This window comes from Fundidesulfovibrio magnetotacticus (assembly GCF_013019105.1).
GTDB lineage: Bacteria > Desulfobacterota > Desulfovibrionia > Desulfovibrionales > Desulfovibrionaceae > Fundidesulfovibrio > Fundidesulfovibrio magnetotacticus.
This window is the reverse complement of sequence record NZ_BLTE01000024.1, coordinates 25,785-46,216: the sequence shown is the minus strand read 5'-3', so window position 1 is coordinate 46,216 and position 20,432 is coordinate 25,785. Positions and strand designations below refer to the sequence as shown.

General features: G+C 66.6%; 18 protein-coding genes and 1 tRNA gene. 14 read left to right on the top strand and 5 right to left on the bottom strand.

Annotation, left to right across the window (positions count from 1 at the left end):
• Positions 1-365: 365 nt before the first annotated feature.
• The gene (gene murI / locus NNJEOMEG_RS18775; RefSeq protein ID WP_173087004.1) at positions 366-1,175 is read left to right on the top strand and encodes a glutamate racemase; all 810 of its coding nucleotides are present in this window, start codon (positions 366-368) and stop codon (positions 1,173-1,175) included.
• A gap of 401 nt (positions 1,176-1,576) precedes the next feature.
• On the opposite strand, the gene NNJEOMEG_RS18770 is transcribed toward murI, so the two are convergent.
• From NNJEOMEG_RS18770 to NNJEOMEG_RS18760, 3 genes are read right to left on the bottom strand one after another with little or no spacing between them, the layout of a single operon-like run.
• Positions 1,577-2,542, bottom strand: a complete 966-nt coding sequence (locus NNJEOMEG_RS18770) for a chemotaxis protein (protein ID WP_173087003.1) — start codon at positions 2,540-2,542, stop codon at positions 1,577-1,579.
• A gap of 15 nt (positions 2,543-2,557) precedes the next feature.
• Positions 2,558-3,409, bottom strand: a complete 852-nt coding sequence (ispH, locus tag NNJEOMEG_RS18765; RefSeq protein ID WP_173087002.1) for a 4-hydroxy-3-methylbut-2-enyl diphosphate reductase — start codon at positions 3,407-3,409, stop codon at positions 2,558-2,560.
• On the bottom strand, positions 3,396-4,400 hold the full coding sequence (locus NNJEOMEG_RS18760) for a tRNA dihydrouridine synthase (RefSeq protein ID WP_173087001.1): 1,005 nt from the start codon (positions 4,398-4,400) through the stop codon (positions 3,396-3,398). The genes ispH and NNJEOMEG_RS18760 overlap by 14 nt, the downstream gene beginning before the upstream one ends.
• Positions 4,401-4,627: 227 nt before the next feature.
• On the opposite strand from NNJEOMEG_RS18760, the gene NNJEOMEG_RS18755 reads away from it, so the two are divergent.
• The 8 genes from NNJEOMEG_RS18755 (at position 4,628) to NNJEOMEG_RS18720 (ending at position 12,649) form a co-directional block, all read left to right on the top strand.
• Positions 4,628-5,554 carry a branched-chain amino acid transaminase gene (locus NNJEOMEG_RS18755; protein ID WP_173087000.1) on the top strand — a complete coding sequence of 309 codons (927 nt, stop codon included), beginning with the start codon at positions 4,628-4,630 and terminating at the stop codon, positions 5,552-5,554.
• 45 nt (positions 5,555-5,599) lie between these two features.
• Positions 5,600-7,411, top strand: coding sequence for a DNA polymerase III subunit gamma/tau (gene dnaX / locus NNJEOMEG_RS18750; RefSeq protein ID WP_173086999.1), 1,812 nt, complete (start codon positions 5,600-5,602; stop codon positions 7,409-7,411).
• Between the two features lie 27 nt (positions 7,412-7,438).
• Positions 7,439-7,750, top strand: a complete 312-nt coding sequence (locus tag NNJEOMEG_RS18745) for a YbaB/EbfC family nucleoid-associated protein (protein ID WP_173086998.1) — start codon at positions 7,439-7,441, stop codon at positions 7,748-7,750.
• 227 nt (positions 7,751-7,977) lie between these two features.
• On the top strand, positions 7,978-8,583 hold the full coding sequence (recR, locus tag NNJEOMEG_RS18740) for a recombination mediator RecR (RefSeq protein WP_173086997.1): 606 nt from the start codon (positions 7,978-7,980) through the stop codon (positions 8,581-8,583).
• Between the two features lie 5 nt (positions 8,584-8,588).
• Complete coding sequence (gene recD2, locus NNJEOMEG_RS18735; protein WP_173086996.1) at positions 8,589-10,763, top strand: SF1B family DNA helicase RecD2; 2,175 nt, start codon at positions 8,589-8,591, stop codon at positions 10,761-10,763.
• A 21-nt stretch (positions 10,764-10,784) separates the two neighbouring features.
• Positions 10,785-11,744 (top strand): lysylphosphatidylglycerol synthase transmembrane domain-containing protein, encoded by a 960-nt coding sequence (locus NNJEOMEG_RS18730; protein WP_173086995.1) that lies wholly within the window; start codon positions 10,785-10,787, stop codon positions 11,742-11,744.
• The gene (thiD, locus tag NNJEOMEG_RS18725) at positions 11,741-12,550 is read left to right on the top strand and encodes a bifunctional hydroxymethylpyrimidine kinase/phosphomethylpyrimidine kinase (protein WP_173086994.1); all 810 of its coding nucleotides are present in this window, start codon (positions 11,741-11,743) and stop codon (positions 12,548-12,550) included. Before NNJEOMEG_RS18730 ends, thiD begins: the two co-directional genes overlap by 4 nt.
• A gap of 16 nt (positions 12,551-12,566) precedes the next feature.
• Positions 12,567-12,649, top strand: a tRNA-Leu gene (locus NNJEOMEG_RS18720).
• A 233-nt stretch (positions 12,650-12,882) separates the two neighbouring features.
• Here NNJEOMEG_RS18720 and NNJEOMEG_RS18715 read toward each other — a convergent pair.
• Both NNJEOMEG_RS18715 and NNJEOMEG_RS18710 read right to left on the bottom strand, forming a co-directional pair.
• On the bottom strand, positions 12,883-13,368 hold the full coding sequence (locus NNJEOMEG_RS18715; RefSeq protein WP_173086993.1) for an Ivy family c-type lysozyme inhibitor: 486 nt from the start codon (positions 13,366-13,368) through the stop codon (positions 12,883-12,885).
• 46 nt (positions 13,369-13,414) lie between these two features.
• Positions 13,415-15,160 (bottom strand): histidine kinase dimerization/phosphoacceptor domain -containing protein, encoded by a 1,746-nt coding sequence (locus NNJEOMEG_RS18710; RefSeq protein WP_173086992.1) that lies wholly within the window; start codon positions 15,158-15,160, stop codon positions 13,415-13,417.
• 237 nt (positions 15,161-15,397) lie between these two features.
• Here NNJEOMEG_RS18710 and NNJEOMEG_RS18705 point away from each other — a divergent pair, with 237 nt between their 5' ends.
• Genes NNJEOMEG_RS18705 through NNJEOMEG_RS18685 form a run of 5 tightly spaced genes read left to right on the top strand, consistent with a single transcriptional unit; the run spans position 15,398 to position 20,416 of the window.
• A complete protein-coding gene (locus NNJEOMEG_RS18705; RefSeq protein WP_173086991.1) occupies positions 15,398-16,105 on the top strand; it encodes a FadR/GntR family transcriptional regulator in 708 nt (235 codons plus the stop codon).
• Between the two features lie 21 nt (positions 16,106-16,126).
• A complete protein-coding gene (uxaC, locus tag NNJEOMEG_RS18700) occupies positions 16,127-17,542 on the top strand; it encodes a glucuronate isomerase (RefSeq protein ID WP_217270616.1) in 1,416 nt (471 codons plus the stop codon).
• A 53-nt stretch (positions 17,543-17,595) separates the two neighbouring features.
• Positions 17,596-18,579, top strand: coding sequence for a TRAP transporter substrate-binding protein (locus tag NNJEOMEG_RS18695; RefSeq protein ID WP_173086990.1), 984 nt, complete (start codon positions 17,596-17,598; stop codon positions 18,577-18,579).
• Between the two features lie 6 nt (positions 18,580-18,585).
• Positions 18,586-19,122 (top strand): TRAP transporter small permease, encoded by a 537-nt coding sequence (locus tag NNJEOMEG_RS18690; RefSeq protein ID WP_308464646.1) that lies wholly within the window; start codon positions 18,586-18,588, stop codon positions 19,120-19,122.
• A 10-nt stretch (positions 19,123-19,132) separates the two neighbouring features.
• The gene (locus tag NNJEOMEG_RS18685) at positions 19,133-20,416 is read left to right on the top strand and encodes a TRAP transporter large permease (RefSeq protein ID WP_173086988.1); all 1,284 of its coding nucleotides are present in this window, start codon (positions 19,133-19,135) and stop codon (positions 20,414-20,416) included.
• Positions 20,417-20,432 lie beyond the last annotated feature (16 nt).

The window sequence follows — 20,432 nt, the reverse complement described above, 5'->3', positions numbered from 1 at the left end:
CGAACTCGGAAGTTAAGCCCTCCTTCGCCGATGATACTGCCAGGACCGCTGGTGGGAAAGTAGGTCGCTGCCAGGATCCTTTAAACAAGCCGCCCGCTCTTTCGAGCGGGCGGCTTGCTTTGTTGCAACCTCAGCAACCCCTCCTCCTCCACGGGCGACCTGCTCAATACTCGAACTCGCGGGCGGGATACTGCCCAGAGGCCCCGACCGTTAGCCCAGGCTCAGGGTTCCACTATCCATTCATTCCAGTAGAAGCGCGCCATACACGATTCGTCAATGGAGACTTCCGCAGGAGAGAAAGTGGTTGCGGTCGTTCGCGGTGTGTGGTCAGACCCGGGCAGTCATCATCAGGGAAATGGAACACCATGCATTTCGCACCATCCTCGCCCATCGGCATCTTCGACTCCGGCGTGGGCGGGCTCACCGTGGCCCGCGCGGTCATGGAGCGTCTGCCCCGCGAATCCATCGTCTATTTTGGCGACACGGCCCGCGTGCCCTACGGCGTGAAATCTCCCGACACCGTGGCCCGCTTCGCGCGCCAGATCGCGGAGTTCCTGCTGGCCAGGGACGTGAAGATGCTCATCATCGCCTGCAACACCATGGCGGCCGTGGCCTATGAAGAAATCCGCGCCATATCGCCAGTGCCGGTGCTGGAGGTGATCGACGCCGGGGCGCGCACGGCCGTGGCCCGCACGCGCAACCGCCGCATCGCCGTGATAGGCACCCCCTCCACCATCGCTTCCGGGGCCTACCTGGAGGCCATCGAGCGTCACGACGATTCGGGCATGTTCATCGCGGCCCAGGCCTGCCCCCTCTTCGTGCCCCTGGTGGAGGAGGGCTGGCTGGACCACCCCGTGACGCGACTCACTGCCTTCGAATACCTCACCCCGCTCCTGGCCCAGAACGTGGACACTCTGGTGCTGGGCTGCACGCACTATCCGCTGCTCAAGCCCATGCTGGCCTCGGTGATGGGGCAGGGCGTGCGTCTGGTGGATTCGGCGGAGGCCGTTTCGGAGCGCGTGGAGGACCTTTTGCGGGCCATGGACCTGGAAAACCCCGGCCCTGGCGAACCCGAGCACGTCTTCCACGTCACCGACGTGCCCCAGCGCTTCAGGGAGGTTGGCGAGCGCTTCTTGGGCCGCAAACTGGGCACGGTACTCGTGGAGAGCATCTGACGGTTGACGGAATGGCCCGTCCCTCATTCAGGGAGATGCATCACAAAGGGGCGACATGGTTCATTGAAAAAGTCCATCCCCTCTCCGTTACGATCGCGACGCAATGGAGGCATAGCATGAAAGGACTCGACGTTCCATACTGGACCAAAGAAACGGCAGCCCAGTGGGCGCGAACCCAACCCGCAGGAGGTGGAACATGCCCGCAGGCAAGACGGTCATCGTCATCCGCGAGGAGGACGTGACCATCCGAAAGAAGCAGGCCCCGCCGTCGCGCGCGCAGCGCGACCGCACGGTTTACACACGCAAGGAGAAGCACCGGCGCTCGCGACCGGAACGGAACGAAGAAACGCCCGGCAGGCAGGGCCCGCCGGGCGTTTTCGTTTTATTGAGGGGGGGGTCGGTTAGTCGGTCAGCCGCTCCTCGATGAGCTTCTTGGCGCGCAGGGCCAGCTGGCTCACCTCGGGCTTTGAGATCTGATCGTCCGCGCCCACGGCCTCGCCCTTGTGACGCAGCTTGTCCGTGATGAGCGAGGAGAACAACAGCACGGGCAGCACGCGCAGCATGTGGTCGTCCTTGATGCGCTTGGTGAGGTTGTGGCCGTCCATGGTGGGCATTTCGATGTCTGAAACCACCACCTGCACGTAGTCCGTGATGTCCTTGCCTTCTTCCTCGGCCTTCTGCTTGAGGATCTGCAGGCGCTCCCAGGCCTGGAGGCCTGTGGTGACCACCTCCACGTCGAAGTTGGCCTTTTCCATGAGGTCGCGCAACATCTCGCGGATGAGGGCCGAATCGTCGGCGATGAGGGCGCGGTAGCGGTTGCTGGAGCGCCAGTCGATGCTGGTGTCCAGGCGCAGGCCCAGCTGGGGGTTCAGGTCGGCCACGATTTTTTCCAAGTCGAGCAGGAAGACGATGCGGTCCTCGAGCTTCACCACGCCCGTGATGGATTCCCCCGAAAGGGTGGAGACGTAGTTGTTGGGCGGCTCCACGGCCTCCCACGAAAGGCGGTGGATGCGCGTGACGCCCGAGACCATGAACGCCGTGGTGACCTTGTTGAACTCCGTGACGATCACCTTGGGCGATTCCAGTTCCACGCGGTTCTTGTCCAGCCAGACCGAAAGGTCCACCAGGGGGATGATGTGGTTGCGCAGGTTGAACGCCCCAAGCACGGAGGGGTGCGACACCTCGGGCAGGGCCGTGATCTTGGGCAACCGGATGATCTCCAGCACCTTGGCCACGTTGACCCCGTAGTAGCCCTTGTAGGACTTCTTGTCGGCCGGGGCGTCCTCGGGCAAGGCCTCGTCGAGGAAGAACTCGACGATTTCGAGTTCGTTTGTGCCGGCTTCCAAGAGAATGTTGGTCTGGGCCATTGAAGTCCTCCAGGTCTAGAGCGTGCGCAGGGCCGATTCCACGGCATCGATAATCTTTTTGGGGGTAGACGCCCCCGCTGTCAAGCCGATGCGGGAGAGCCCGCGCATCTTTTCAAGCGGCAGTTCGGCGGCGGTCTCCACCAGGGCGCACGGCGTGCCCTGGGATTGGGCCACTTTGGCCAGACGGCGGGTGTTGCCGGATTCGCGCCCGCCCACCACCACCATGAAGTCAACGGACCGGGCCAGGGCGATGGCTTCGGCCTGGCGCTTCTGGGTTGCGTCGCAGATTGTGTGCAGCACGGGGATGGCGCGGCCCAGGGTGGTGAAGAGGTGGTCGCGTATGCGCTCGAACTCCTCTTCGTCCTGGGTGGTCTGGGCTGCCAGGAAGTAGGAGTCGGCCCGGTCGAGGGTGTGGCCCTGCAGTTCTGCCAGGCTGTCGAAGATGATGGCCCCGTGGGAGGCGTGGGAGAGCAGGCCGCGCACCTCGGGGTGGGCTTCCTCGCCGTAGAGCAGGAGAATGCCGCCCTCGTCGGCCTGCCGGGCAATGAGTTTCTGGGCCTTGGTCACCTTGGGGCAGGTGGCGTCGGCTATGATGGCCCCGCGCGCCCGCAGGCGCTCGAACACGCCCTTGGGCACGCCGTGGGCGCGGATGAGCACCACGGCCCCCGGCTCGATGACTTCGGGGTCCTCGCAGAGGCGCACGCCGCGCTGGGCGTATTCCCTGAGCACCTGCGGATTGTGGATGAGCGGGCCGAAGGTGTAGATGGGCGCCTCGGACGCGTTGCCGGCCAGAAGTTTGTCGAGCTTGCGCAGGGCCAGGTCGACCCCCATGCAGAATCCGGCCGTCTCGGCCCTAAGAACGTCCATCCCATTCCTCCCTGATGTGCGCCCCGTGCAACCCGCCGGGCGCGGAAGCCGAGGCGGCGATGGCCTCCACGATCTCCTCCAGGCGCTCCCACGAAGTACACGATGACGCCTCCTGGCGCAACGCGCGCGCGCCGAGGAGTCCGCGCACATAGCGCGGCACGATGGAGCGCATGCGCAGAAGAGACTTCTCGGGCCTGCCGTGCACGCGGATGAGTTCGGCGTGGCGCCGCACCAGCCTCGCGATCTCCGGCCCGGAGGGCGCGGCCAGCGTGCCCGACAGGAAGTGGCGGAACACGGCCGGATCGTAGAGCGCGCCCCGGGCGAACATCACGCCGTCCACGCCGGTGGCGTCCAGGCAGCGCCTTGCGTCGTAGGCGTTGAAGAGGTCGCCGCTGGCCATCACGGGCACGCGGGATTGGGCCTTGAGCCGCGCCAGGTGCTCCCAGGCCGCCGTGCCCGAATAGCCCTGGCGGGCGTGCCTGGGATGCAGGGTGAGCCAGCCCGCGCCCTCGTCCTCCAGGGCCCGGGCCAGCTCGAACACCAGGGGCTCGGGCTCGCCCCAGCCCAGGCGCAGCTTGACGCCCGCCCGGCCGGGACCGGCCTTGGCGGCCATGACCCGCACGATCTCGCGCAGCAGCGCGGGCTCGCGCATGAGCGCCGAGCCGCACCCGGCCTTGACCACCTTGGGAACGGAGCAGCCGCAGTTGAGGTCGAAGTATTCGTAGCCGTGCTCCAGAAGGTGGTCCATGGCGCGCTCGAACATCTCGGGCTCGCAGCCGAAGAGCTGCACCACCAGGGGGGCGTCGCCCGGCAGGGTGTTCAGGAGGTCGCGCGTGCCGTGGGAGTGGAACACCAGGCCCTTGGCGCTGACCATCTCGGTGACGGCGCAGGCGGCCCCGTATTCCCGGCAGAGCAGGCGGAAGGGCAGGTCTGAATATCCGGCCAGGGGGGCCAGCCAGGGCAGGCCCGGACCGATGGGGGGAAGGCTCATGACGGCCGGTTCCTCGGGGGGTGGAGTGGGCGCGATGGAGTGCCGCGCGGCCGCTTAGTACCCGCTGGTGGCCGCGAAGGCAACAGCGCGTCGGCTTTCGGAAAACAGGCCGTGGCCGCGCCAGGAGGCTCCGCGCCCGCCTTGACCTGGACGGGTGTTTTGCCTATCCGTAACCGTTCAGGCCCGGCACGTCCCGTGTCCGTATGATCCTAATCAAAGAGGAACCTATGTCGCCGAAATCCGAGCTGATCTGGTTCGATGGAGCGCTTGTGCCCTGGGAAAAGGCCCAGGTGCATGTGATGACCCACACGCTGCACTACGGCGTGGGCGTGTTCGAGGGCATTCGGGCCTACAAGAGAGCGGGCGGCGGCTCCGCCGTGTTCCGTCTGGCCGAGCACGTGCACAGGCTCTTCGATTCGGCCAAGATCGTGGAGATCAAGATCCCCTACACCGAGGCCCAGGTCACGGAGGCCATCCTCCAGACGCTCAAGGCCAACAAGATGGCCGAGGGCTACATCCGCCCCATCGCCTTCATCGGCACGGGCCAGTCCATGGGCGTGTTCCCGGGCAAGAACCCCATCCACACGGCCATCTGCGTCTGGCCCTGGGGCGCGTACCTGGGCGACGAGGCCCTGGAGAAGGGCATCCGCATCCGCACGTCGTCGTTCACGCGCCACCACGTCAACGTGATGATGACCAAGGCCAAGGTCTGCGGCAACTACGTCAACTCCGTGCTGGCCAAGAACGAGGCCCTGGCCGACGGCTACGACGAAGGCCTGCTGCTCGATACCGAGGGCTACGTCTCCGAGGGCTCGGGCGAAAACATCTTCATGGTGGTGGACGGCGTGATCAAAACCCCGCCGCTGACCTCCATCCTCTCGGGCATCACCCGCGACTGCGTGATCACCCTGGCCAGGGACCTGGGCTACGAGGTGCGCGAGTCGCGCTTCACCCGCGACGAACTCTATACCGCAGACGAGGCCTTCTTCACCGGAACCGCCGCCGAGATCACCCCCATCCGGGAGCTCGACCGCCGCGTGATCGGCCAGGGCAAGGCCGGTCCGGTGGCAAAGGCCATTCAGAAGGAGTTCTTCAAGGTGGTCAAGGGCGAGAACACCAAGTACGCCTCCTGGCTCTCGGGCTACGAACTCTAGAAGATCCATCGCCGGGGGAGGGCCGCCCCTTCCCCGGCATCCACCATGTCCAGCCAGAGCCTTACCGCCAAATACCGGCCCCAGCGCTTCAGCGAGGTTGCAGGGCAGGAAGCCGTCAAGACCATCCTCTCGCGCGCCTCGGCAGAGGACAAGGTCGCGGCCGCCTACCTCTTTTCCGGCACGCGCGGCGTGGGCAAGACCACCCTTGCCCGCGTCCTGGCCAAGGCCCTCAACTGCCTCAAGGCCCCCACGCCGGAGCCCTGCAACGAGTGCGCCCAGTGCCGCCAGATCACCGCGGGCGTCTCGCCCGACGTGGTGGAGATCGACGCCGCCACCCACGGCAACGTGGAGGAGGCCCGCCGCCTCAAGGAAGACATCGGCTACGCGCCCCTGCAGAGCCGCTACAAGGTCTTCATCATCGACGAAGCCCACATGCTCTCCAAGGCGGCCTTCAACGCCCTGCTCAAGACCCTGGAGGAGCCGCCCGGGCGCGTCACGTTCATCCTGGCCACCACCGAGCCCCACAAGATCCTGCCCACCATCGTCAGCCGCTGCCAGCACTACGTGTTCAAGCGGCTGCTCCAGCCCGAGCTGGAGGCGCACCTGGGCGCGCTGCTCGACCGCGAGGGGATCGCCTTCGAGCCCCCGGCCGTGAGCCTCATCGCCCGGCGCGGCGCGGGAAGCGTGCGCGACTCCATGTCGCTCCTGGCCCAGGTGCTGGCCATGGGCCGAGAGACCCTGCGCGAGCAGGACGTGCGCGACGTGCTGGGTCTGGCCGGTCAGGACGTCTTCCTGGCCCTCATGCAGGCCTTCAAGGACCAGGACTGCCTGGAGGTGAGCAGCGTGCTGCGCTCCGTGCTGGACCGGGGCCTGGACATCGGCTTCTTCCTGCGCGAACTGGCCGCCTGCTGGCGCGACATGTTCCTTCTGAACCAGGCGGGCGAAAAGGCGCTTTCCACCCTGGAGCTCACCGAGGAGGAGGGCAGGCAATGGCTCGCCTGGGCCCAGCTCTTCGACGCCCGGCACATCCACGCCTGCTGGCAGATGACCCTGGAAGGCCAGCGCCGCGTGATGACCAGCCTGGAGCCGGCCATGTCGCTGGAGCTTCTGTTGCTCAACCTGGCCTACGTGCCAAGGCTCCTCTCCCTGGAGGCCCTGGAGGCGCGATCCGCGCCAGCCCAGGGTCCGGGCGGACAGAACGCCGCGCCCCGGCCCGCGCCGTCGCGACCGGCCCCCCACGGAGTCCAGCCGCCCTTCGGCGCGCAGCCCCAGGGCGGACGCTACATCCCTCCGACGCGGCCGGACGCCCAGGCCGCTCCGCGCCCAGGCCCCTACGGCGCGCCCGGCCAGGCCCAGGGGGCGGTTCCGCCCAGGCCTTCGGCCCCGGCGTCCCCGGCGGCGGTCCATGCCCCGGCCGACCCGGAGGACCCCGACGCGGAGCCCGACGCCGAAGACTTCGAGCAGCCCCGGGAGATCCCGGCCGTCACGGCCAAGCCCCTCGGTCCGGCCACGTGGAAAGGGTTCGTGGCCCACGCCCGGCACGAGCTGCGCGAGAACGCGCCCCTCAAGGTGGCCGTCTCCCAGCTTTCGGGGATCTACGAGGACGGCGGGCTCCACGTGGAGGGCAACGATTTCCAGCTGCGCCAGTTCAAGGACAACCGCCAGAACCTGGCCGCGCTCCAGGCCCTGGCGGACGCCTACTTCGCCCGGCCCGTGCGCATCCGCTTCGGGGCCGCCGCGCCCAGGGCGCAGCTTTCCCAGAAAGAACTCAGGACCAGGGCCGAGAACTCCGCCCTGTTCCAGGAGGCGCGCGAAACCATGGGAGCGTACATCATCGACGTGCGCTCCAAGGCGTAACGCCCGAAACCACCACCGGAGGAAACCATGAAAGGCATGGGTGACATGCTGCGTCAGGCTCAGATGATGCAGCGCAAGATGCAGGAGATCCAGGAAGACATGAAGAAGCGCACCGTGGAGGCCACCGCCGGTGGCGGCATGGTCACCGTGGTGGCCACCGGCGCGCAGGACATCGTGTCCATCGCCATCGACAAGTCCGTGGTGGACCCCGCGGACGTGGACATGCTCCAGGACCTGGTGCTGGCCGCGGTCAACGACGCCCTCAAAAAGGCGCGCGACCTCCAGCAGTCCGAGATGGCGGGCCTCACCGGCGGCCTGAAGATCCCGGGGCTTTTCTAGCGTCTCGCGGGGGAGATGCCGGGACGTTCGAAGCGCGCCGCGGTCCGCTTGTTTCCCGGCGTCGTCTTGTCCGCGCCGTGATGGAGTGCGCGGACAAGGCCTCCGGCCCACGCCCGAGGGCGGCCCTGACGGCCGGTCCATGAAGCCGACGGGCCGGTGGGGGCGCAAGTTCCCCGGCGGCCCGCCACGCGGGCGCGGAGGCGCCCGACAACCCGAACCGGACATTCATGAAAGCACTGCCCAAGCCGTTGGCCGACCTGGTGGCCGAGCTCTCCTCGCTACCGGGGCTAGGCCCCAAGTCCGCGCTGCGCGCGGCGCTCACGCTGCTCAAGTGGCCCAAGGCCCGCACCCAGGGCCTCGGCCGCGCCATCCACGACCTGCGCGAGAACCTCTTTTTGTGCTCCGGTTGCGCCGGGCTGGCCGAGTCCGACCCGTGCCCCATCTGCGCCGACCCCGCCCGCCACGCCGAGCAGCTCTGCCTGGTGAGCGAGTGGGACTCGCTGCTCTCCCTGGAGGAGACCGGCCTCTACAAGGGCCGCTACCTCATCCTGGGCGGGTTGCTCTCGCCCCTGGACGGCGTGGACCCCGGCAGCCTGGAGTTCGACCGCTTCCAGGCCCGCCTTTCCGAAGGCGCGGTACAGGAGGTAATCCTGGCCCTGGGCTCCACCCTGGAGGCCGAGGCCACGGCGAGTTTCGTGAAAAACCTCGTGGAGCGCTCCCACCCGGGCGTGCGCCTGACCCGCCTGGCCCAGGGCATCCCCCTGGGCGCGGAGGTCAAGTACGTGGACCGCGAGACGCTCAAACAGTCCATGATCCACCGCCAGAACGTCTAGGACCCATGCCCAGCGAAATCACCTGCGAGGTGCACACCGTCACCTTCTTCAACGACTCCACCGGCTGGCTGGTGGCCAAGGTGCGCGTGCCCGGCGAGCCCGGCACGGTGAGCATCGTGGGCGTGATGGGCCAGGTGACCCCGGGCGAGACGCTCAAGCTCGCGGGCGAGTGGACCACCCACCCGCAATACGGACGCCAGTTCGCGGTGGAGCGCTTCGAACAGCAGATGCCGGCCTCGCTCACGGGCATCAAGCGCTACCTGGAGTCCAAACAGATCAAGGGCGTGGGGCCGGTGCTGGCGGGCAAGCTCCTGGAGGCCTTCGGCGACAAGGTGCTGGAGGTGCTGGACGAGACGCCCGAAAAGCTCCTGAAGGTGAAGGGCGTCACGCCCCGCGTGCTGGAGAAGATCACCAACAGCTGGAACGAGCAGCGCGAGGTGCGCGGGCTCATGCTCTTCCTCCAGACCCACGACGTGCCCACCACCTTCGCCCAGCGCATCTTCAAGCACCACGGCGCGGGCGCGGTGCACAAGCTCAAGGAGAACCCCTACGGGCTGGCCCACGAGATCCAGGGCATCGGCTTCAAGACCGCCGACGCCATGGCCCTCAAATTGGGCTTCGCACACGACTGCCCCCAGCGCCTGGAGGCGGCCATCGTCTACGGCCTGTTCAACCTCTCCGACTCGGGCCACCTCTTCGCGCCCCGCGACAAGCTCCTGGAACGCGTGGACGCCCTGCTGGGCGGCGTGGGCGCGCACCTGCTGGACGAGGCCCTGGAAAACCTGGCCGTGCAGAAGCGCGTGCGCGTGGTGAATCTGCCCCAGCAGGGCATCGAGGAGGCCGTCTACCTCACCCATTTCTACAACTGGGAGCGAGAAATCGCCGAGCGCCTCCACGCCATCGCCAGCCACCCGGCGGCCTCCCTCTCGGAGAAGGTGGCCAAGACCCTGCCCGCCGTGGAGGCCGAATCGGGCATCACACTCTCCAGCGAACAGCATCTGGCGGTCTCCCAGGCCTGTTCGGGCAAGACCTTCATCATCACCGGCGGTCCGGGCACGGGCAAGACCACCATCACCCGCGCGGTGGTGCGCGTGCTGGACCGTCTGGGCCTCAAGGTGAAGCTCTGCGCCCCCACGGGACGCGCCGCCAAGCGCATGAGCGAGGCCACGGGCTTTCCGGCCTCCACCCTGCATCGGCTCCTGGGCTCGGAACCCGGGGGCAGATTCTCCCACAACGAGGAGAAGAAGCTCAAGGCCGACGTGGTGGTGGTGGACGAGGCCAGCATGCTCGACGTGAGCCTCTTCCTGAACCTCCTGCGCGCCCTGCCCCTCACGGCGCGTCTGGTGCTGGTGGGCGACGTGAACCAGCTGCCCTCCGTGGGCCCCGGTAACGTTCTGGGCGATCTGCTCGACTCCGAAACCATGGAGCAGGCGCGCCTGACGCACATCTACCGGCAAGCCCTGGAATCGATGATCGTGGTCAACGCCCACAGGGTGAACGAGGGCAAGCTGCCGGTGCAGTCGCCCAAGCCGCCCCCGGACGCGGATTTCTTCTGGGTGGAGTGCGACGACCCCCTGGACGTGCAGGCGCGCATCATCGACCTGGTGTCCACGCGCATCCCGCGCACCTACGGCTTCGACCCGCTGCGCGACATCCAGGTGCTCTCGCCCATGCACAAGGGCGAGGTGGGAGCCCAGGCCCTCAACGAGCTGCTCCAGGCCCGGCTCAACCCCCGCGGCCGGGAGGTGGTCCGGGGGAAGTCGCGCTTCCGCGTGGGCGACAGGGTCTTGCAGATGCGCAACAACTATGAAAAGGACATCTTCAACGGCGACCTGGGGTGGGTCGTGGAGGCCGATCCCCGTGAACAGTCGCTCACGGTGGATTTCGACGGCCGCATCGTGCCCTTCGAGTCTTCCGAACTGGACGAACTGGCCCTGGCCTACGCCGTGAGCGTGCACAAGTCCCAGGGCAGCGAATACCCCGCCGTGGTGATGCCCGTGGTCACGCAACATTTCGTGATGCTCAAGCGAAACCTCATCTACACCGCCCTGACCCGCGCCCGGAAACTGGCCGTGATTCTGGGCGCGAAGAAGGCCCTTTCCATAGGCCTGGGCGCGGTGGGCGCCTCCAAGCGTCATACACACCTGCGCTACCGGCTCCAAGAGAGCTTCAACCGCTAGCCTGGACCAAAAAACACGCACATGCTCGTGAAGAAAACCGTCAGCCTGGCCCTGCGCGTGGGCCTGGTCGGAGCCTGTCTGGTCTACGCCTTCTGGGGCGTCAATTTCCGGGAACTGGGGGGGGCCTTCGCCCGTTTCGACGCCACGGCCCTCGTGGTCTCCACGTTGTTTTCCTTCCTGGGGTGGGGGGCCATGGCCCTGCGCATGCACTTCCTTTCGGGCTACACCTGCGGCAACTGGGTGGGGCTCAAGGCCTTCGTGCTCTCCATGGCCGTGAACAACGTGGTGCCCGCCAAACTGGGCGAGCTGGCCAAGGCCTTCTACCTGCGCAAGGAGTGCGGCTATTCGCTCAGCCAGTCCATCAGCATGGTCTTCTGGGAGCGCTTTTTCGACCTGAACGCCATCCTGGCCATGGGCCTTGTGGTGGCTTTCCACTTCAAGCTCAAGATGGCCTTCTTCCCCCTGGCCGTGGGAGTGGGCTCCATCTGGGCCTGCCTGTTCTTCGTGCGCAAGTGGCCGGAGAAGGCCGAGAAGATCATCGCCCTGGTGCCCGTGGCCAGGCTGCGGGAGTTCATCTACGAGGTGAAGCTCCAGCTGGTGCACGGGGTGACCCTGCGCTACCTGATCGGCCTGGGCTTCTATACGGCCCTGGTCTGGGCGCTCTACGCCATCCCCACCTTCATGGTCATCTCCTGGGTGGCCGGGCTCCAGCTGACCATGGGCCAGATCCTGGCCGTGTTCATCCTCTCGGCCCTGGGCATGGCCATGCCTTCCTCGCCCGGCTCCGTGGGGGTGTTCGAGGCGGCCGTGATCTTCGGGCTTGGGCTTTTCAAAGTGGACAAGGAGCTGGCCCTGGCCATCGGGCTTGTGATCCACATGATGCAGTACATCCCCACCACGGTGACCGGGCTGATGGTGCTGGCCAAGAGCGGTCTCTCGCTGCGCAACCTGCGGCGCAGCGGGGAGGGGCTGGACGCATGAGCGCGCGCCCCTGCGTGCTGACCATTGCCGGGTCCGATTCCGGCGGAGGGGCGGGCATCCAGGCCGACCTGAAGACCTTCATGGCCCACCGCTGCTACGGCGCCAGCGTCGTGACGGCGCTCACCGCCCAGAACACCCGGGGGGTTACGGGCATCCACGCTCCGGAACCGGGCTTCGTGGCGCTCCAGCTGCGCACCGTCCTGGAGGACATCCCCGTGGCCGCGGCCAAGACGGGCATGCTCTTTTCGGCGGCCATCGTGGAGGCCGTGGCGGCGGGGCTCGAACGCAAGCGTTTTCCCCTGGTGGTGGACCCGGTGTGCATTTCCCAGAGCGGTCACGCCCTGCTCAAGGGCGACGCCCTGGACGCCCTGCGCCGCCGGATGCTGCCCCTGGCCGACCTGGCCACGCCCAACCGCCCCGAGGCCGAGGCTCTGACCGGCATGGCGGTCACGGACCGCGAGAGCCTCTTGGCGGTGCTCGAAAAGCTCCTGTCGTTCGGTCCCCGGGCGGTGCTGCTCAAGGGCGGGCACATGGAGGCCCGGGACGGCGAGCTTATCGACTGGCTGGCCCTGCCCGGGCAGGAACCCGAGCCGCTTCCCGTACCCCAGGTGGACACCCCGCACACCCACGGCACGGGCTGCGCCCTGTCGGCGGCCATCGCCGCACGGCTGGCGAGGGGAGAGGCCTTGCGCGACGCCGTGCGCGGGGCCCAGACATTTCTGAACCGCGCCCTTGTCGCAGGCTTCGCCGTGGGGCGCGGCGCTTCGCCCCCCGACCATCTGGCGGATTTCGGCGAGTCGTGCTAGGGCGTTTCGCCCCGATGCGAGAGTGGCGGAATTGGTAGACGCACCAGATTTAGGATCTGGCGGGCAACCGTGGGGGTTCGAGTCCCCCCTCTCGCACCAAGTCATTGTTCAGGCCGTGCTGAACTGTCGGCATCCTGCCGTTCGAGGGAGGTCGTGACGGCGCTGGAGGGGCGGCAGGTCCCTCATTTCCGGCAAGCGTGGCCGGTCCGCAGCGGAGCCCTTTCTGCTGTCAGCGCCGTCGACCTTTAAGCCCGATACCCCGGGGCGCACTGTCCGTCAATTCGTGGCGTGGCGCGTCCTGTGCGCTCCCGCGGCCGCACGGCCGCCTTCTCCTACTTGTCCCTGAACCGGCGGTAGCAGCCGATGGTGTCCTCGCAGGCCCCGCCCTCGATGCGGCGCGGCGACGCTCCCACCCAGGTGTGCGTCACTGTCTGGAGCCTGGCGTCGAATTCGCTCACGCACATCTGGAGGCTGCCCCGGTCCATGTCGAAGAAGATCACGGCGTTGTGGTCTCCGCAGTCGTGCGGTTTGCACAGCGTTGCCATGAGCACGTCGCCCGAGCGCGTAAAGGGCGTGTTCACCGTCCAGCCCAGCACCTTGCGCAGCCACCTGGCATCCACCGAATTCGCCACCAGGGCTTTCACGGCCTTGTCTTCGAAGAACGATCCGTATTCGCCCCGATAGCCCAAGGGATAGCGGCCTTCCCAAACGGCCAGGGAAGCCGGGGGAGGTCCCGCTGTCTTGCCGGGTTCCGCGCTCGTCGCGCTCGCCTGGGTCAGCGTCAGAAGCAGGATGAGAGCAGGGAGGAAGGTGCGCATGGGGGATTCTCCGGGATGGGGTTCTCGTGTCGCCCCTTGGGGCGCGTCAGGCGGCCGGACCGGGAATGTGGAAGACGAACTCGGTGCCTCCGTTGGAGCGCATTTCCATGTTGCCGCGCAACTGCCCCACCAGCGTGCTCACGATCTGCAGGCCCAACGAAGTGGCGAGCTCCACCTTGAAGCCGTGCGGGAGCCCGAGGCCGTCGTCGCGGATGGTGAAGGCCATTTCGCCGTCCTCCTGGACGCCGCGCACCTCGATGTGGCCGGACGCGCGACCCGTGAAGGCGTGCTTCAGTGAGTTGGTGACCAGTTCGTTGAGCACCAGGCCGAAGGGGATGGCCTGGTCCAGGCTCAGGTTCATGGGCGGGATGTCCACGGAGAGGGTGATCGTCGACTCCGTCCTGCAGGAGGCCAGCAGCCGGGAGAGGAGGGTCTCCACGTAGTGGCGCACGTTGATGCCGGAGAGGTCTCCGGAGCGGTAGAGTTGCTCGTGGACGAGGGCCATGGACATGACGCGGCATTGGCAGTCGCCCAGCACGCGAAGGGCGTCCTGGTTGTCGACGCCCTGTCCCTGGAGGCTCAGCAGGCTGCACACGATCTGGAGGTTGTTCTTCACGCGGTGGTGGATTTCGCGCAGGAGCACCTCTTTCTCGTGCAGGGAGGCCGAGAGGGTGTCCTCGGCGCGCTTGCGGTCGGAGATGTCGTTGGCGAAGCCCAGGACGCGGTCGTCCGAGAGCTTCACGGCCGAAACCTCCCACCAGCGCACCGCGCCCTCCCGGGTGAGGTAGGGCAGCACGCCCACGGTGGCCCCTTTGGCGGCGACGTTCTCCATATGCAGTCGCCCCACCCGGCGGGCGTTGCCCGGCAGGAGGTCCAGCAGGGTGAGGCGCAGCAGCTCGGCTCGCGAGTGGCCGGTGACCTCGCAGGTCATGGGGTTCACGTCCACGAGGCGGCCCTGGCCGTCGGCGATGAAGATGGCCAGGGGCGCGTGCTGGACATACATCCTGTAGCGCTCTTCGCTTTCGCGGATGCGGCGGTCGGATTCCATGGCGATGCGCATTGTTTTGTCGCGCAGGCGTTCGTTGAGCCAGAGCACGCCCGTGGAGAAGGCGATGAGCACCACGCCGGACAGCAGGATGAGCGTGTAGCGGGTGCGCGTGCCGGACTCGGCGTCGGCCAGGGCCGGGGCGTACTGGTCGAGGGGCATCGTGACGCTGATGCCGCCCCGGATGTCCCCTTCCTTGTAGCCCTGGCGGGCGTGGCACTTCAGGCAGGGCTTTTCGGTGATCATGGGGCGCATGAAGCGCAGTACGGGGCGTCCGTCCTCGTCGTCGAAAGCGATGAATTCCGGGACGCCTTCCTGGAAAGAGCGCAGGGCCTGCGCCTCCCAGGCAGTAGGTGCATTGGCCGCTCGGATGGGGTCGAGGCTGGTGATATGCCCCTTGAGCCCGGCGGCCTCCTGGGCGATTTCGTGGACCATGCGGGTCATGTAGGCGGGATTGACGAGCGTGAGGCGCTTGCCGTCCGGGGTTGTGATGTCCCGGCCCGGCACGTCGAGGTGTTCGTTGGGGTGCAGCGACTCGCTGATCTCGGCGTACACGCCGCCCAGTTTGGCGGCCCAGCGCCGGTAGGTGATGTCCTTGTCGTAGGCGATGCGGGCCTCGGTGAGGGCCGCGAAGCGCATGGAGCGCACGTCGTCCTTGATGGCCTTGGTGTAGAGGACGTAAATACAGCAGCACCACGCCAGAAGCGCGAGAATGTTGAAGAGGATGATCCGGCGGTAGTGTCCCATGAGGCCTTCGGTCGTCGCCGATGCGGGCCGCGAGGCAGTAGCTGAAAGGCGGACGAAGGGCGGCGCCGCGCAGTTTGCCCGCGGGGATTTCTATGCGCGTATATCATTTTTCGCGCTGGAGCAATTGCGGCGAAGGCCGAGCGGGAAGTCGGGACGGGACGCAAAAATTGGTAATGCCACTTGACCAAATTGAATCGTGATGCGACATTGGCCAAACCAATTTGTCGAGGTCTGCCCATGGTTCTCCAGCCTGTCGAAAGCCAGAGACTCTACCAGCAGGTCGCGAGCCAGGTGGCCGAGGCCCTGGCCGGTCGGGAATGGCAGCCAGGGCAGCGCCTCCCTTCCGAGCGCGACCTGGCCTTGCGCTTCGGCGTGAGCAGGCCAACCATCCGCGAGGCCATCATCGCCCTGGAACTCCAGGGCCTGGTCGAAGTGCGCACCGGGTCGGGCATCTTCGTCAAGGACCTGCCCGCCGAGCCCGGGCAGGCCGTACGCGCCTCCATGGACCAGGGGCCCAGCCCCTTCGACCTCATCTCCGCGCGCATCGTCATCGAGGGGGAGCTGGCCGCCATCGCCGCCCGGGACATCACCTCCGAGGAGATCGAAGGCCTGGCCGAAGCCATCGGCAAGATGGAGGCGGACATCGAGACGGGAACGCAGGAGGTGCTTTCCCACGAGGATGGCGACCTCCTGTTCCACGCCCGCATCGCGGCCGTTTCCCGCAATTCCGTCCTGCGCGCCATCGTGCAGGACCTCTGGGAGGGCATGCGGCATCCCCTTTTCCAGGCCATCTGCAGGAAAGTGAAGCTGCCCACCAACGCCAGGCGTGCGGCCAAGGACCATCGCGTCATCCTGGACAGGATCGCCGTCGGGGACGCCGAGGGCGCGCGCGCGGCCATGCGCCGCCACCTGGAGCAGGTGCGCCGCGTACTGCTGGGCGAATAGGCCCGCAAAGGAAACAACCCCATGAACACGAACTGGACCATGCACGAGGACAGGCTCTTCCCGGCAGACCCCGGAACACGCGGCATAGCCCGCCGACTCTACGCCGAGGTGAAGGACCTGCCCATCGTGAGCCCCCACGGCCACACCGATCCCCGCTGGTACGCCGAGGACGTCCGCTTCCCGGACCCGGCCGTGCTCTTCCTCATTCCGGACCACTACGTGTTCCGCATGCTCCACAGCCAGGGAGTGCCCCTGGAAGCCCTGGGCGTGCCCCGCGTGGACGGCGGCCGGACCGAAGCCGACCCGCGCGCCATCTGGCGCCTCTTTGCCGAGAACTACCACCTGCTCAGGGGCACCCCCTCGCGCATGTGGCTGGAACACGTGTTCCTGCACGTGTTCGGCATCGAGGAGCGCCTGGAAGCCGCCAACGCGGAGAGCTTCTACGACCGGCTCGCCGCCAGGCTGTCCCTGCCGGAGTTCCGATGCCGGGCGCTCTACGAGCGCTACAACATCGAGGTGATCGCCACCACGGATTCCCCGCTGGATTCCCTGGAACATCACAAGGCCGTGCTGGACAGCGGCTGGAAGGGCAGGGTGGTCCCAACCTTCCGCCCGGACCCCTGCGTGGACCCGGACTTCGAGGGCTTCGCGGCCAACGTGGCCAGTCTCGGCCAGCTCACCGGCGAGGACGCCGGATCGTGGAAAGGCTACCTGCGCGCCCTGGCGGCCAGACGGGAATTCTTCAAGTCCCTGGGGGCCACGGCCACGGACCACGGCCATCCCTCGGCGGCCACGGCCGATCTCGACGCTTCGGAGTGCGAGCGCCTTTTCCACAAGGCCCTGCGCGGCACGGCCACCCCGGCCGAAGCCGAGCTGTTCCGCGCACAGATGCTGACCGAGATGGTGCGCATGAGCCTGGACGACGGACTGGTGATCCAGATCCATCCCGGCTCCTTCCGCAACCACAGCCTGGACATCCACACCCGCTTCGGGCGCGACAAGGGAGCGGACATCCCCTCCCGCACGGACTTCGTGCACGCCCTGAAGCCCATGCTGGACAGGTTCGGGCACGAGCGGGGCCTCACGGTGATCCTCTTCACCCTGGACGAATCGGCCTACAGCCGGGAGTTGGCCCCTCTGGCCGGGGTGTATCCGGTCCTTCGGCTGGGTCCGGCCTGGTGGTTCCACGACAGCCCCGAGGGCATGATGCGCTACCGCCGCATGGTCACGGAGACTGCGGGCTTCTACAACACCGTGGGCTTCAACGACGACACGCGGGCGTTTCTTTCCATACCCGCCCGGCACGACGTGGCCAGAAGGGTCGACTGTTCCTTCCTGGCCGACATGGTGGCCACCCACCGCCTGGACGAGGACGAGGCCGTCCTCTTGGCGCGGGAGCTGGCCTATTCCCTGGCCAAAAAGGCTTACCGCCTTTGATTCGCGCGGATCGATTTGGTCGACGAGACACCCTGTTCCACAAGGAGGAACACATGGCCACGAAAGCGATGCGTTTTTTGATGGCGGGCGCGCTGATCCTGTCCCTGGCGGGACAGGCCTTCGCCCAGAACAAGGTTTCCCTCAGGAGCGCCGACACCCACCCCGAGGACTATCCCACCGTCCAGGCCGTGAAGGCCATGGCCAAGACGCTCGAAGAACAGTCCAAGGGACGCATCACCATGAAGGTTTTCCCGGGTCGCCAGCTGGGCGAGGAAAAGGACACCATCGAGCAGACCATCGCGGGGGCCATCGACGTGAACCGCGTGAACATGGCGCCGCTCAACAGCGTGGCCCCGCCCACCGCCATTCCCGGCCTGCCCTTCATCTTCCGCTCCGTGGAACACATGCACAAAGTCATGGACGGCCCCATCGGCGACCAGATCCTGGACTCGCTGGAGCCCTACGGCCTCATCGGCCTGTGCTTCTACGACTCGGGCGCGCGCTCGTTCTACAACTCCAAGAAGCCCATCAACACGCCTGAAGACATGAAGGGCATGAAGATCCGCGTGCAGAACTCCGACCTGTTCGTCTCCATGGTGGCCGCCCTCGGCGCCAACGCCACGCCCATGGAATTCGGCCAGGTGTACGAGGCCCTTTCCACCGGCGTCATCGACGGCGCGGAGAACAACTGGCCCTCCTACGAATCCACCCGCCACTTCGAGGTGGCCAAGTTCTACTCTCTGGACGAGCACTCCATGTCCCCCGAGGTGCTGGTGGTCTCCAAGGTGACCTGGAACAAGCTCTCCAAGGAAGACCAGGCCCTGCTGCGCAAGGCCGCCAGGGAGTCGGTGCCCGTGATGCGCAAGCTCTGGGCCGAGCGCGAGGACAAGGCCCGCAAGGTGGTCGAGGCCGCGGGCAGCAAGATCAACACAGTCAACAAGGAGCCCTTCATCAAGGCCATGGCTCCCTTGTACGACAAGTTCGCCAACACCCCCCAGCTCAAGGACCTGGTGACGAAGATCCAGGCCGTTCAGTAGGCACGGATGCCGCCGGACGCCGCCAGGGCGGCGTCCGGCCCCCCCATCAAGGAGACCTTCATGACGTCCGCGCTGGAAAGACTGACGGCATTCAACACCCGGATCGCACGTCTGTGCATGCAGTTCAGTGCGATAGGGCTCGTCTATTGCATTGTTGTCATCGGGTGGCAGATCTTTTCGAGATACATCATGAACGACAGCCCACAGTGGTCCGAGACGTCGGTCCTGTTCGTCATGGTGTGGTTCATCATGATCGCCGCGGCGGCCGGGGTGCACGAAAAGACGCACATAGGCATCTCCTTCACCCTGGACCTTATGCCCCGGCCCATGCGCAAGGCGTGCTCCATGCTCATTCATGTGGTGGTCGGGACGTTCGGCGGGTGCATGGTCTACTTCGGCTGGCAACAGGTGATGACCACCTGGGGGCATGTCATCCCCACCCTGGGCATCTCCACGGGCCTGAGCTACCTGCCGTTCCCCGTGGCGGGGTTGCTTTTCGTTCTCTTCAGCATCGAGCATTTCTGGCGCGCGGCCAGGGACTAGGAGGGTCAACATGGAACTCTGGGTGCTGTTCGGCTCCTTCCTGGTCCTCATGCTCATCGGGGTGCCCATCGCCGTGGTGTTGGGCGTCTCCAGCCTGATCACCATCGTCTACATGGACATTCCCCCCATGGTGGTGTTCCAGCGCATGGCCTCGGGCATGAACTCGTTTTCGCTCATCGCCATCCCGTTCTTCATCTACGCGGGCGAGATCATGCAGTACGGCGGCATCTCCGACCGGCTGGTGCGCCTGGCCAGCGGCATGGTGGGCCACATCCGGGGAGGGCTTGGCCTGGTGAACGTGGTGGCCAGCATGTTCTTCGGCGGCATCTCGGGCTCCGCCGTGGCGGACGCCTCCGCCCTGGGCACCACGCTCATCCCCATGATGAAGCGCAAGGGATTCGGCACGGACTACGCCGTGAGCGTAACCGTCACCGCCGCCACCATCGGGCTCATCATCCCGCCCAGCCACAACATGATCATCTATTCCATCGCGGCGGGCGGGACGGTTTCCGTCACCAACATGTTCCTGGGCGGCTTCGTCCCCGGCGTGCTGGTGGGCCTGTGCCTCATGGCCGCCGCCTACCTCATCGCTGTGAAGCGCAACTACCCCCGCGAGCCCTTCCCGGGGTTCGCGGCCCTGCTGGCCTCCTTCTTCGGGGCGCTGCCGGGCCTGCTCACCGCCGTGATCATCATCGGCGGCGTGCTTTCGGGCATCTTCACGGCCACGGAGTCTTCGGCCATCGCGGTCATCTACGCGGTCGCTGTCACGGCGCTGGGCTACAAGTCCCTCAAGTGGGAGGATTTCAAGCGGGCAACGGTGAACGCCACGCGCACCACGGCCCTGGTGCTGCTGATCATCGGCACGGCCGCGTCCTTCGGCTGGCTGCTGGCCCTGAACCAGGTGCCCGCAAAGCTCTACGAGATCCTGCGGGCCGTGTCCGACAATCCCTACGTGATCATGTTCATCGTGAACGCCATCCTGCTCTTCCTGGGCACGTTCATGGACATGGCCCCGCTCATCATCATCTGCACGCCCATTTTCCTGCCGGTGATGAAGGCCGTGGGCATGGACCCGGTGCAGTTCGGCATCGTGCTCATGATCAACCTGGGCATCGGCCTGTGCACCCCTCCGGTCGGGTCGGTGCTGTTCGTGGGGTGCGCGGTGGGCAAGATCAAGATCGAGGAGGCCATGCGCGCCATCTGGCCGTTCTACGCGGCGATGGTCGTGGCGCTCATGGCGGCCACCTACATCCCCTGGATAACCCTCATCGTGCCGAAATATCTTGGCAAGTAAGTCGGGGAGAGCCCTC